Genomic DNA, 12,911 nt, shown 5'->3' with positions numbered 1-12,911 from the left:
TATGTATATGGCAATGAAACATCTTCATTTAGTGGCAATCGCACTCAGTGTTTTACTGTTTGTGACTCGCTACATCATGATGATGGCAAACTCATCACTTTTAAATAAAAAGTTTTTCAAGATCACTCCCCATATTGTTGACACTGTGCTTTTAGCAAGTGGTGTGGCATTAATTTTCATTACAGGATTTATGCCTTTTACGGCTGGTAATAGTTGGTTAACTGAAAAGTTAACTTGTGTACTCGCTTACATCGCCCTTGGTTATGTCACACTGCATATGGGTAAAAATAAAGTCTTTAAGACATTTGCCTTTTTAGGCGCATTGGGCTGGGTATTTCTGGCTGCGCAATTGGCGGTAACGAAAACGCCAATTTTAGGTTAAGTTAGGTTAGATCATGATGCTGTTTAATGAAGACGAATTAAATTCGCGGCCATTAGTTTATGGTGCTATTGATATGATGAAGGACATCGTGCCTGAATTTCCAACCCAGTGGGTGGAGTTAAAGTTATCTCAATTAGCGCAGGAAGCTGAGCAAACATTAATGGAAGAAGTTAATCCTCGTTTACGGTTAGAGGGGCTGTTACGCCTTTTTTATCGAGAGTGGGGATTTCAAGGCGATCACCAACAATACTTTTCGTCAGATAATGCATTCTTAGATAAAGTACTGGAGCGTCGAAAGGGGATCCCTGTCAGCCTTGGTGCTTTATTTCTTTATTTATCTCAGCACCTTGATCTGCCGATTGAAAGCGTAGGCTTTCCGACCCAGTTTCTATTAAAAGCGACATGGTCTGAAAGCGATGTTCAGTATATTAACCCCTTTGATGGTGAATTTGTTAGCACGCATATATTACGTAGCTGGTTGATTGGTCACCGTGGTCCATTTACTGAACTTAAACCTGAATACCTTAAAACGCAGCAGAATCATGAAATTTTAACGCGTTGGTTAACGGTTATGAAAAGTGCACTTCTTCGTGAAGAGCATTTTACGGATGCTTTACGTTGTAGTGATCTTGCGCTGGTATTTAGCCCAGGCGATCCCCATGAGATCCGTGACCGAGGCTATATTTATCAACAGCTTGACTGTAATCACGCTGCAGCGATGGATTACTCATACTTTATTGAGCAATGCCCAGAAGATCCAGCCGCTGATTTACTTAAAACTCAAGTAGAGACGCTCTTTGATGAGCCTCTGATTCTACACTAGAAGAGAACAACAAATATGATGGAACAAAAAACTGTTCGCATTGGCGATATTGATGTTGCAAATGATAAGCCATTTGTTTTATTTGGTGGCATGAATGTGCTTGAGTCTCGCGACTTAGCGATGCAAATGTGTGAGCACTACGTGAAGGTCACTGAGAAATTAGGTATTCCTTACGTATTTAAAGCTTCTTTTGATAAAGCTAACCGTTCATCTGTTCATTCATACCGTGGTCCTGGTATGGAAGAAGGTTTAAAAATCTTTCAAGAGCTAAAAGATACGTTTGGTGTGAAAGTTATCACTGATATTCACGAGAAAGAGCAGGCACAACCTGTTGCTGATGTGGTTGATGTGATTCAGCTTCCAGCGTTTCTGGCTCGTCAAACTGATCTTGTTGAAGCAATGGCAAAAACAGGCGCTGTGATTAATGTGAAAAAACCACAGTTCATGAGCCCTGGTCAAGTCGGTAACATTGTTGAGAAATTCGCTGAGTGTGATAATCACAATGTGATCTTATGTGAGCGTGGTGTATTGCACGGTTACGATAACTTAGTGGTTGATATGCTTGGTTTTGATGTAATGAAAAAAGCATCAAAGGGTAGCCCAATCATCTTTGACGTGACACATGCGCTGCAGTGTCGTGATCCACTAGGTGCGGCTTCTGGTGGTCGTCGTGAGCAAACCGTTGATCTAGCTCGCTCTGGTATTGCAACGGGTATTGCGGGCCTATTTATGGAAGCACACCCAACGCCAGATCTCGCGCTTTGTGATGGTCCATCAGCATTCCCACTCGATAAGCTAGAACCGTTTTTAGCACAAATTAAACAGCTTGATGATTTGATTAAGAGCTTTGCTCCAATTGAAGTGAACTAAGTCTTTCATTTAGATTTTAAAGCCCAGTGAGTATAAATCACTGGGCTTTTTTATTGCCGATAACGAACTGAATGATTATTTTGTGTGATAAATGTTCAATATATGAAAAGTTAATATATCCACAAAAACGATATTTAATTCTTATTACTTGAGTGGTATATGAAGTTATATATCGTTATTTGTTAGTATTGCAGTTCTCATGCTTATTGGGTATTAGGTGTTCAGTGTGATATGTGTCTCACTTATTTTGAAACTTAAAGCTCGTGGTTTCATACTTATAGCCGATTTTATTTGGTTAGAGAGTTACTTGTGTCATTAACAACAATCCAAGCGAACCCCGAAAAAGAGAGCACAGCACATCCTTCTAAATGGACACAGCATGACACCCGTTGGATGTTAAGTTTGTTTGGCACATCGGTCGGGGCGGGTATTTTATTTTTACCTATCAATATCGGCTCAGGTGGATTCTGGTCACTGGTTATAATGGCATTATTAGCAGGACCTATGACATTTTGGGCTCATCGTGGATTAGCGCGTTTTGTTTTATCATCATCATCTTCTGACGCTGATTTTACCGATGTAGTTGAAGAGCATTTTGGTTCCCGTTACGGACGCTTAATTTCAGCCCTGTATTTTCTTTCTATCTTTCCGATTTTACTCATTTATGGTGTCGGCCTAACCAATACCGTTGATAGTTTTATTGTCCATCAATTAGGTTGGCAAGCGCCGTCACGGGTGTTGTTATCAGGCGGATTAGTCTTCTTGATGATCACTGTGATGCTTGCGGGTGAAAAAGCGATGCTTAAAGCGTTTGAAGTGATTGTCTACCCACTGGCATTTATTCTGGCGGGCATTTCTATTTACCTGATCCCAAGCTGGCATGTACCTAATCTTAACTTCTCTCAAAGTATTACTGAATTTAGCTCATCGTTATGGTTATCAATACCAGTTGTTGTTTTTGCTTTTAGTTATACGCCTGTCGTTTCTGGCTTTGTGAATGCTCAACGTCATCAGTATGGCGATCATGCACATCGAAAATCAGAAACAATCTTAAAGCGTACCTCAATGATGTTGATTACTTTTGTTTTGTTCTTTGTGTTCTCTTGCGTGCTAAGTTTATCCCCTGAGCAGTTACAGCATGCAAAAATGGATAACGTGTCAGTGTTATCTTATTTAGCGAACGTTAAAGACAGTCACTTTATTATGTTGCTAGGCCCTTTAATTGCTTTTATTGCAATTACGTCATCGTTTTTAGGGCACTTTATGGGCGCACGTGAAAGCTTCAATGGCATTGTAGCGAAACAAACATCACTGCCATTAAAAACCATCGACAAGGTTGGGGTAGTGATCATGTTCTTCTCTATTTGGTTTGCTGCTGTTATGAACCCAAGTATTTTAGGGATGATGGAAGCGTTATCAGGCCCTGTGATTGCGATGATACTTTTTATTATGCCAATGCTTGCGGTATATCGAATTGAAAGTCTGAAAATGTACCGAGGTAAAATCAGTACTTGGTTTATTTTATTGATGGGATGTTTAGCAGTCGCGGCGATTATTTTTAGCTTAGTGTAAACATTTACTTGATAGCTGGTTTAAATTGGTTTCTAAAATAAAGGCTTGCGTTATACGCAAGCCTTTTTGTTTATTTAGCAGTATCAGGCCTTATAATTTAAAGCGGTTGATTTCTTGCTGCAGTTCATAAGAGAGCTCTGATAATTCAGCGGCTTGTTTTGCAGCTTCATTAGCTTCAACAGCCAACTCGTTTGAAACATCACGGATCCCTTCGGTATTGCGCGTGATCTCTGATGTCACTGATGATTGCTCTTCGGCAGCAGAGGCTATTTGGGTTGCCATATCATTGATGTTATTAACAGCATTGGTAATTTGCGCCAAACTAGCAGAAGCAGAGCTTGCATCATCAACACTGGTTTCAGATAGGTGACGACTATCTTCCATTATCCCAACCGCTTGCCCTGTGGTTTGTTGTAGCGTTTCAATCATTTGCTGAATTTCTTGGGTCGAGGCATGGGTACGTTGACTTAATACTCGTACTTCATCTGCAACAACCGCAAATCCACGACCTTGTTCGCCAGCACGTGCAGCTTCAATCGCGGCGTTTAATGCCAGCAAGTTAGTTTGCTCTGCAATGCCTTGGATAGTTGAAAGAATCGTATTGATACTTTGGGCATGGCTATTAAGATCGCTAATCACTGTCGTTGCCGTTTCAACTTCTTGCGCCAAACTAGAAATAGATTGTTGGCTTTGATTGACCTGAGTAGCACCATGATTAGATGCCATCACAGTTTCTTCTGCTGTTCGTGCTGTATTCTCAGCGTTAGAGGCAATTTCTTTGGTTGCCGCTGCCATTTCGTTAATAGCAGTTGCGACCATATTGATTTCATCTTGTTGATGCTGGATACGGGTACTACGTTCTTCTGCTTGGGTTGCCGTTAAATGTGACTGTTGACTGAGAGATTGAGATACATGGTTTAAACGTGCCACCATTTGATGCATGTTGCCAACAAACTGGTTGAAGTTATTGGCGAGTTGGCCCACTTCATCATTGCTCTTTGGCTCAATACGTTGAGTTAGATCGCCTTCACCACTGGCGATTTCTGCCAGCGCGTTTGATACGCGATCTAAATCGCGGAACAAGAAGTTAACTAACCATGCCACTGTAGTAATGACTAACAGTGCAATAACCGCAGCGGTAAGAAGGAGCTTATAAAGCAATGCTTTATGGCTGGCTTCCTCGGTTTTTTTATCCATGTTGAGTGCTAATATCCAGTCAGTATGAGGGATGTTAGCAAAATAAAGTAGTTTAGGCTGATCGTTAATGGTCAGGTTAGTCAGTGCATTATTATGAATTTGCTGCTCAATATAATTAATAGAAAGCGCGTTGCTATAACGTGAAATAGGTTGTAGCAATAGCTGCTGATCGGGGTGAGCGATAAATGTGGCGTCTTTTTTATTGATCAACATAGCAAATGCATTTTGACCAACATTCAAATTGACGATGTCGTCGATTAATTGGGTGATCAATATATCAGCGCCGATAACACCGATAAAAGTGGAATTATCATAAACAGGTTTGGCGATGGTCACCATTTTAGCTTTAGTTAAGGTGTCCATATACGGTGACGATATGATGGTTTCATTCGCTTTTTGTGCTTGTTGGTACCAAGGACGGGTACGTGGATCTACCTGAGATAAATCACGTTCAGCAAAAGAGCTAGTGGCGATACCTGCGGTGCTGCCGAAGTAAATATCTTCAAATTGACCCGCTAAACGGGCTTGCTTTAAAGAGGGGATCGTAGCAATGTCAGGATTGTTAATTGTTACTGAGTCAATAATATTGGTACGAATATTTACCCAGTCACCCACACTGCTGCTAACAGCCTCGGTTAGGCTACTTGCTCGAGCGTAAAGATCACGTTTAGCTTGAGTATCAATTTGATTAGCAGAGAGCCAAGTGAGTGCAGTCGCCATCACTAAAACTGCCGATAAACTCGCGACAATAAGTTTTTGTTTTAATGTTAACTGCATTATATATCCCTAAAATCCAGTAAATGTTAGCAGATTTTAGCGGTTGTTTATCATTGATGCACCTTAAATAATGGAATTGTTATTAGTGTTACTGAATTGAGTGATGACCGTTCCATTTTTTGTGCTTTTACTACAAAATAAGCGTTTTTCTTGTCATAAAACACAAGAAATAAACTGAACTTGACTGAATATGTAATTTAGTTACATATCTTTTGGATGTTTAGACGTCTAGATGTTGACACTGTGAGCGCATCCCTTTAGTCTTGGAATGAATGTATAAATAGAACTTTAGTCGTCGCCATGCCAAATATAGATAAAAAAAATCAAACCATTTCACCTTCTGCATTAGCACTCTTACCCTTGGGTATTTTTTTAGCTTTATTCATTGGTGTAGGTACTTACCTTACGATGCAAGGGGTTGATTTTGCTTTTTATCAATTACCTTCACCTGTCGCAGCTTTGCCTGCTGTTGTTGTTGCGATTTTATTAAGTAAAGAAAAACTGAATAAAGCGATAGAGCAATTTATCCGCGGTGTGGGTCATAGTGACATTATCGCAATGTGTATGATTTACCTATTGGCAGGCGCTTTTGCTTCTGTTGCTAAAGCGTCGGGTGGGGTCGATGCAACGGTTAACCTTGGTTTATCACTTATTCCTGCAAGCATGATTTTACCCGGTATCTTTGTGATCTCTGCTTTTATTGCTACTGCAATGGGAACATCTATGGGGACGATTGCAGCAGTAGCCCCCGTCGCATTAGGCATTGCGCATGCGTCTGGTATGGATGTCGCATTAACTGCTGGTGTGGTTCTTAGTGGGGCAATGTTTGGTGATAATCTTTCAATTATTTCTGATACCACAATCGCAGCAACGCGATCACAAGGCTGTCAGATGAAAGATAAATTCCGTGAAAACATTAAAATCGCCTTACCTGCTGCAATTGCCGCTATTTTATTATTTGCGTTTAATAGCTCGGTTACACAATTGCCTGAAACAGCACCTATTGAGTGGTTAAAAGTCATTCCTTATATCACTATCTTGGTGCTCGCAGTCTCTGGGGTTAATGTGTTTGTTGTTCTATCTGTCGGTATTTTACTGGCTGGTGGTGTCGGTCTAACATCTGCTGCTGATTATAGTTTTACCAGTTTTGGCAAAGATATTTATGGTGGTTTTAGCAATATGCAGGAAATCTTCCTGCTCTCTATGTTGATTGGTGGTATTAGTGAATTAATGCGCCAACAAGGTGGACTCGCTTTCTTAACTCAAAGTATCAGTCGTGTGATTAATGTATTTAGCAAAAAACATCAGTCATCTGAAAATTTACGAGCGAGTGAGTTTGGTATTGCTAGTCTTGTGAGCTTGACTAACTTATGTACGGCAAATAATACTGTTGCGATTATTGTATCAGGCGGTGTTGCACGTGAACTGGCTGATGAAAATGGGGTTACACCACGTCGTTCCGCGAGTTTACTCGATATTTTCTCGTGTGTAATTCAAGGTGTTTTACCATACGGAGCGCAAGCGTTACTCCTTGGTTCTGTTTTTGAGTTATCACCATTAGATGTTGTTGCGCACTCTTATTACTGTTTCTTCTTAGCTCTTTCTGCCATTGTTGCAATTATGTTGAAACACCCTAGTCGAAAATTGGCGAAAGTATAATGTGATATCTATCACTATAAAGTAGTGTTGAGCATAACTGTTTGAAAAAAGCCCAGTATTTACTGGGCTTTTTTGTGCTTGGGTGTGACATAAACAAGAGTTTTAAAAGACGAAAAGTGATCCTGTTAACAAAAATTTAAAATGGAAAATTCATACGTATTTATTTCGTTACACTGGCGATATTGGTCACATTGTTTCACTTTTACCGACATTTTTTTGTGGTGAAAATGTGACTAATTAATTTTTCCAGTTTTACGAAATATTATCTTCTTTTGAAGTCGCCATTAAAAATACAGTTAAGGTGGATACCATGAAGCAACGCCTATTTGCTAAAACAGCATTAAGCGCCGCTCTCGTTGCCGTTCTTTCAGGTTGTGCAACGACAGCGGAAAAAGCCTCATCAGCATGGGATGCTGATACAACTTATAGAATCACGATTCTTCATACCAACGATAACCATGGTCGTTTCTGGCATAATCAGAATGGTGAGTACGGTATGGCTGCCCGCAAGACATTGATTGATGAAATCCGCGCAGAAGTAGAAGAACAAGGTGGTACTAGCTTATTACTTTCTGGCGGTGACATTAACACGGGTGTTCCTGAATCAGATCTACAAGATGCAGAACCTGATTTTAAAGGAATGAATCTGCTTGGCTATGATGCAATGGCATTAGGAAATCATGAATTTGATAACCCATTAGATGTACTACGTAAGCAAGAAGAGTGGGCGAATTTCCCAATGTTGTCGGCTAATATTTACGATAAGACAACAGGTGAGCGCTTATTTCAGCCTTACCAAATTTTTGAAAAGCAAGGGATCAAGATTGCCGTCATTGGTTTGACGACAGAAGATACGGCTAAAATTGGTAATCCTGAATTTATCGGCAATGTAGAGTTTCGCGATCCAAAATCTGAAGCCAAAAAAGTGATTGCTGAGCTAGAAAAAACAGAAAAGCCTGATGTGATCATTGCGGCAACTCATATGGGTCACTATGAAGATGGTCATCGTGGTATTAATGCTCCGGGTGATGTTGCGCTTGCACGTTATTTAGATGATGGCGATCTCGATATGATCGTCGGTGGTCACTCGCAAGAGCCTGTCTGTATGGAAGGCCCAAATGTTGCGAAGAAAGATTTTAAACCGGGTGACGAGTGTGTACCTGATCAGCAAAATGGTACATGGATTGTCCAAGCCCACGAGTGGGGTAAGTATGTAGGTCGTGCTGACTTTGAATTTCAGAACGGTGAGCTTTCACTGGTTAGTTACGATTTGATCCCCGTTAACTTGAAGAAAAAAGTTAAGCTAGATGATGGCTCAAGCAAGCGTGTCTTTATTCAAGATGAAATTGTAAAAAACCAAGAAGTGTATAACTTCCTTAAGCCTTACCAAGAGCATGGACAAGAGCAGTTAAACGTTAAGATTGCCAAGTCGAATGGCAAGCTAGAAGGCGATCGTAATGTGGTTCGATTTGAGCAAACAAACTTAGGTCGTCTTATTGCTGCGTCACACATGCAACGTGCTAAAGCGGACTTTGCTGTAATGAACTCTGGTGGTGTTCGTGACTCAATTGAAGGCGGCGATATTACTTATAAAGATGTACTCACCGTTCAACCTTTTGGCAATATCGTGACGTACACCGATATGTCAGGTAAAGAAGTTTTAGATTATCTGAATATTGTTGCCACTAAGCCGATAGATTCTGGTGCTTATGCGCAGTTCTACGGTATTTCAATGACGGTTGAAAATGGCAAAGTAAGTGATGTTAAGTTAGCTGGTAAGCCGTTAGATCTGAAAAAGACTTACCGTTTCACTGTACCAAGCTACAACGCAGCTGGTGGTGACGGCTATCCGAAGATCAATGATCATGCAGGCCATGTAAATACGGGGTTTGTTGACGCGGAAGTATTAAAGCAATACTTGGAAACGAATTCACCCATTGATGTAAACAAATTCGCGCCGAAAGATGAAATTGTTTATAAATAAGCAATATTAATTGCTCGAAAGCGCATCTTATATTTTTATTCGATGCGCTTTTTTGTATTTAAAATCCTTCTTTTGATGGATATAGCCGAAAACTGTCAACTCACGATATAATCATTACAGGTAAACAGATGTTCTTAATTTCTTTAGTTGCTTTTGAGCAATAGGGGGAATTAACCACAGCTGTTTGAATGAAAAATAGAGTGAAAAATAATGACTCCAGCGATTCAATTAGCAAAGAAACAAAAAATTTCGTATCAAGTGCATCAATATGAACATGATCCAGCCAATAATAATTTTGGTCATGAAGCGGCAGAAGTCTTAGGGCTAGATCCTAATCGCGTATTTAAAACCTTATTATTTGCATTAAATGGCGATCCTAAAAATTTAGCGGTTGCCGTCGTTCCTGTATCTGGCATGTTAGATTTAAAAGCAGCAGCTAAAGCTGCGGGCAGTAAGAAGGCTGAAATGGCCGATCCAAAGCTTGCGGAAAAAGTAACAGGGTACATAGTGGGGGGTATTAGCCCGTTAGGACAAAAAAAACGGCTGCCAACCTTTGTTGATAGCAGCGCAGAAACGTTTGATACTATTTGTGTTAGTGCAGGTCGTCGCGGCTTAGAAATAGAACTTGCGGCAAAAGATTTAGTTAGTTTGACTGGCGGTAAATTTGCCCCGATTGGCAAGGAAGACTAATACCAAGGATAGAGAGCAAAGAGTGTGTCAGTACCTAATTTAAACTTACTTCGAACATTACATGTCTTATTGGATGAGTGCCATGTAACACGTACGGCTGAGCGTTTACACATTACGCAGTCTGCAGTAAGTCGGCAACTGACACAATTACGTGAAATTTTTTCTGATCCTTTGTTTGTGCGTGAGGGAAACCGGTTATTACCGACCCCTCGCGCACTTTCACTACAAGATAAAATTACGTCATTGCTTACCGATTGCGATTTGGTATTTGAACCAGAACAGTTCTCGCCGCATCACTGGCGCGGGAAAATAGTCTTGTCATCTTCTGATTATGTCGCGCAATATATCTTTCCTGATATCGTCGAGCTATTAACATTGCACGCGCCTTTGCTTGATGTGAGCTATCAGCTATGGTCACCAAGTTATACTGATCAATTAGCCGATCTTGATATTCAATTAGTCTCGACTATGGCCCCAAAGATACCTACCGGATTATCTGGGATACAGATTGGATCTGATCGTGCAGTGTGCGTGATGAGTACAACGCATCCATTAGCAAATACAAAGGTAGATTTAACGGTACAAGACTTTGTTGCCTACAATCATATTTCTGTTAACGGTGGTGGAGATAAAGACAGTTTCGTTGATGTGGAGTTACGTACTTTAGGTTATCGGCGACATATTCAAACAACAGTGCCATTTTTCGGATCTGCTTTAAGTATTGTATCTCGAACAGAAATGTTTCTTGTTATTCCAGAACATATAGCTGTTACGATGCAAGATTTCTATAATATTGTTTATAAGCCATTACCATTTCCAAGTGTGCTGAATCAGTATTGGCTGCTATGGCACCCTAAATATAACAACGAATTATCCCATCAATGGTTGCGAGAGCATGTGCTAACGTTAATGAAGAACTCTTTGTATTCAATGGGGCAATAAATCATTAACGAACAATGATGTGTTTTTACGACACCGAAAGGTAATGATTTTTTATCATGACCGTAATGATTTCTTTTGATTTCTTCTTATAACGCTTACTTGGTATTTTTTCTACCAATGTAAGGAGAACATCATGACCATCAGTATTTGGCTATCATTATTATTAATTTGTATTTTAGGGGCGATGTCACCAGGACCGAGTCTTGCTGTTGTTGCTAAGCATAGCTTAACCGGTGGGCGTAAACATGGCTTAGTAACGGCTTGGTCTCATGCTTGTGGGGTAGGTTTATACGCATTATTAACATTATTAGGGCTTGCGGTTGTTTTAAAACAATCACCAACAGTCTTTAATCTGATTAGCTATGCAGGAGCTGGCTACTTAGCCTATTTAGGCGTTAATGCGTTGCGTTCTAAAGGCGGCGTTGCAGAAAAACTCGCAGCAGGAAAGCCTTCTTCCCTTCTTCATGCGGCAAGAGATGGTTTAATGATCTCATTATTAAACCCTAAATTAGCGTTATATTTTTTGGCTCTATTTAGTCAGTTTGTTGCGTTGGGTACAGAAACTGGAAGTAAAATTGTTATTGTGGCGACACCACTATTAGTCGATGGATTATGGTACACCTTAGTTGCTTGTGTCTTGTCATACCCTCGAGTATTACAAACGTTAAGATCCCGCGCTGTACTGATTGATCGTCTATCTGGTGTAGTGCTTATTGGACTGGCTTGTCGTGTACTCTGGCTAGTATGATTGTAAAGTCTAAAAGAAAAGAGCGGCAAAACCGCTCTTTATGGTCTTTGAATTATTCACTGCGACGATTTAGATGTCGTTCACGTGTTTCAGCTTTTTTCTCAGGGCTTTTCTTTAGCATGACATATAGCGCACCAGTGCCACCATGTTGCCGTTGCGCCGAGTGAAAGCAAAGCACATCAGATATTTGCTCTAGCCATGTTGTGACATAGCTTTTCATTAATGCTGGTGGATTAGCACGCTCACCTTTGCCATGAACTATCATAACGGTGCGAATATCTAAACGTTGTGATTGCTTTAGAAATGCTAATATTTCATCACGGGCTTGTTGTAATGACTTTTTATGAAGATCTAAACGGCCGTGAATATCGTACTTACCTTGACGCATTTTTCTAAATACAGCTTCTTGTACACCATCTCGTTTAAATTCAATCATATCATCAGGTTTTACCATTTTGGCATTATCTAATGATAAGTATTCAGAATCACTTTCAGCGAGACTTTGAGCTGCAATTCGACGAGCTAGTTGAGACTCTGATACCTGATATTTTTGTGAAATGGTCACAGTATCTTGTTTGATTGGCGCAACATCGGCCATCATTTCTTTAAAAAGGTCTAATTCATTATTATCTGGCATAGGACTTTCACTTTAAGTAACCGATGCTATTGATTATACAAGTGTAATAAAATCTTGCCTAGTTGATGGTGAAAGGTAAGAAAATGAAAAAATAACAAGTATAGAAGCAAGTCCTATATTATTTCCAAATAAACGCTCTAATCAAATGTCCATATTATAGCCCTAACATTTAGATATGATGGTGGTTATTTAAGCCATGTGTATTGCCTGTTGTTATGATCTAGAACAGGAGTAAAAAGGCTGTTTCATTGTTGTGGTTATTTGTGCGTTTGAGAGCACTTAAGTTACCGAGAATGCACAAATTTGGTTGCTTGATGAGCAAAAAAATTCGTTACAAAAAAAAATACCGTATAGGGGTTGCTAAAATCAATTTGGCGAGTATTATAAGCGACCTCGACGACGCAGAGCGTTGTTGAATTTGTCGGTGAATAGCGCAGTTTGGTAGCGCATCTGGTTTGGGACCAGAGGGTCGGGGGTTCGAATCCCTCTTCACCGACCACTATTTTAAAAGTAGTGGTTTAATATAACCATTATTTACAGTCGGTGAATGACGTAGCTTGGTAAGCATCCTGTTTTTGGAAATAGCGGACCAGAGGGTCGGAGATTCCTTCTCTATATAGACTCAGCTCT

11 protein-coding genes and 1 tRNA gene are annotated in these 12,911 nt (G+C 40.2%); 10 read left to right on the top strand and 2 right to left on the bottom strand.

Annotated elements, in window-relative coordinates; genetic code table 11:
• Position 1: 1 nt before the first annotated feature.
• From C9J45_RS15590 to C9J45_RS15575, 4 genes are all read left to right on the top strand, one after another.
• Positions 2–382, top strand: a complete 381-nt coding sequence (locus C9J45_RS15590) for a SirB2 family protein (protein WP_107205387.1) — start codon at positions 2–4, stop codon at positions 380–382.
• Between the two features lie 13 nt (positions 383–395).
• A complete protein-coding gene (locus C9J45_RS15585; protein WP_039872581.1) occupies positions 396–1,205 on the top strand; it encodes a SirB1 family protein in 810 nt (269 codons plus the stop codon).
• 15 nt (positions 1,206–1,220) lie between these two features.
• Positions 1,221–2,075 (top strand): 3-deoxy-8-phosphooctulonate synthase, encoded by an 855-nt coding sequence (kdsA, locus tag C9J45_RS15580; protein ID WP_199190693.1) that lies wholly within the window; start codon positions 1,221–1,223, stop codon positions 2,073–2,075.
• A 309-nt stretch (positions 2,076–2,384) separates the two neighbouring features.
• Positions 2,385–3,647, top strand: a complete 1,263-nt coding sequence (locus tag C9J45_RS15575) for an HAAAP family serine/threonine permease (protein ID WP_107292747.1) — start codon at positions 2,385–2,387, stop codon at positions 3,645–3,647.
• A gap of 90 nt (positions 3,648–3,737) precedes the next feature.
• Here the strand turns inward: C9J45_RS15575 and C9J45_RS15570 are convergent, their stop codons facing one another.
• Positions 3,738–5,621, bottom strand: coding sequence for a methyl-accepting chemotaxis protein (locus C9J45_RS15570; protein WP_107205389.1), 1,884 nt, complete (start codon positions 5,619–5,621; stop codon positions 3,738–3,740).
• A 300-nt stretch (positions 5,622–5,921) separates the two neighbouring features.
• Between C9J45_RS15570 and C9J45_RS15565 the strand changes: the two genes are divergently transcribed.
• The 5 genes from C9J45_RS15565 (at position 5,922) to C9J45_RS15545 (ending at position 11,644) form a co-directional block, all read left to right on the top strand.
• The gene (locus C9J45_RS15565) at positions 5,922–7,280 is read left to right on the top strand and encodes a Na+/H+ antiporter NhaC family protein (protein ID WP_107205390.1); all 1,359 of its coding nucleotides are present in this window, start codon (positions 5,922–5,924) and stop codon (positions 7,278–7,280) included.
• A gap of 310 nt (positions 7,281–7,590) precedes the next feature.
• Positions 7,591–9,264, top strand: coding sequence for a bifunctional UDP-sugar hydrolase/5'-nucleotidase UshA (gene ushA / locus C9J45_RS15560; RefSeq protein WP_107259268.1), 1,674 nt, complete (start codon positions 7,591–7,593; stop codon positions 9,262–9,264).
• A gap of 210 nt (positions 9,265–9,474) precedes the next feature.
• Positions 9,475–9,954: a Cys-tRNA(Pro) deacylase gene (ybaK, locus tag C9J45_RS15555; RefSeq protein WP_107259270.1), complete on the top strand. Its 480-nt coding sequence runs from the start codon at positions 9,475–9,477 to the stop codon at positions 9,952–9,954.
• 24 nt (positions 9,955–9,978) lie between these two features.
• Positions 9,979–10,896 carry a LysR family transcriptional regulator gene (locus C9J45_RS15550; RefSeq protein WP_107247680.1) on the top strand — a complete coding sequence of 306 codons (918 nt, stop codon included), beginning with the start codon at positions 9,979–9,981 and terminating at the stop codon, positions 10,894–10,896.
• 133 nt (positions 10,897–11,029) lie between these two features.
• Complete coding sequence (locus C9J45_RS15545; RefSeq protein WP_107205393.1) at positions 11,030–11,644, top strand: LysE family translocator; 615 nt, start codon at positions 11,030–11,032, stop codon at positions 11,642–11,644.
• Between the two features lie 52 nt (positions 11,645–11,696).
• Here the strand turns inward: C9J45_RS15545 and smrA are convergent, their stop codons facing one another.
• The gene (gene smrA / locus C9J45_RS15540; RefSeq protein ID WP_105060798.1) at positions 11,697–12,281 is read right to left on the bottom strand and encodes a DNA endonuclease SmrA; all 585 of its coding nucleotides are present in this window, start codon (positions 12,279–12,281) and stop codon (positions 11,697–11,699) included.
• Positions 12,282–12,703: 422 nt separating this feature from the next.
• On the opposite strand from smrA, the gene C9J45_RS15530 reads away from it, so the two are divergent.
• Positions 12,704–12,780 (top strand) — tRNA-Pro (locus tag C9J45_RS15530).
• Positions 12,781–12,911: the final 131 nt, after the last annotated feature.

Origin of the sequence: Photobacterium sp. GB-1, from assembly GCF_003026165.1 — a bacterium.
Classification (GTDB): domain Bacteria; phylum Pseudomonadota; class Gammaproteobacteria; order Enterobacterales; family Vibrionaceae; genus Photobacterium.
This window is presented reverse-complemented; position numbering and strand designations above follow the sequence as displayed.

What these genes read in the sequence shown, in the direction of transcription:
- C9J45_RS15590 (WP_107205387.1), top strand. Translation starts at nt 2, where the DNA reads ATGTATATGGCAATGAAACATCTTCATTTAGTGGCAATCGCACTCAGT.
- C9J45_RS15585 (WP_039872581.1), top strand. Translation starts at nt 396, where the DNA reads ATGATGCTGTTTAATGAAGACGAATTAAATTCGCGGCCATTAGTTTAT.
- kdsA (WP_199190693.1), top strand. Translation starts at nt 1,221, where the DNA reads ATGATGGAACAAAAAACTGTTCGCATTGGCGATATTGATGTTGCAAAT.
- C9J45_RS15570 (WP_107205389.1), bottom strand. Translation starts at nt 5,621, where the DNA reads ATGCAGTTAACATTAAAACAAAAACTTATTGTCGCGAGTTTATCGGCA.
- C9J45_RS15565 (WP_107205390.1), top strand. Translation starts at nt 5,922, where the DNA reads ATGCCAAATATAGATAAAAAAAATCAAACCATTTCACCTTCTGCATTA.
- ushA (WP_107259268.1), top strand. Translation starts at nt 7,591, where the DNA reads ATGAAGCAACGCCTATTTGCTAAAACAGCATTAAGCGCCGCTCTCGTT.
- ybaK (WP_107259270.1), top strand. Translation starts at nt 9,475, where the DNA reads ATGACTCCAGCGATTCAATTAGCAAAGAAACAAAAAATTTCGTATCAA.
- C9J45_RS15545 (WP_107205393.1), top strand. Translation starts at nt 11,030, where the DNA reads ATGACCATCAGTATTTGGCTATCATTATTATTAATTTGTATTTTAGGG.
- smrA (WP_105060798.1), bottom strand. Translation starts at nt 12,281, where the DNA reads ATGCCAGATAATAATGAATTAGACCTTTTTAAAGAAATGATGGCCGAT.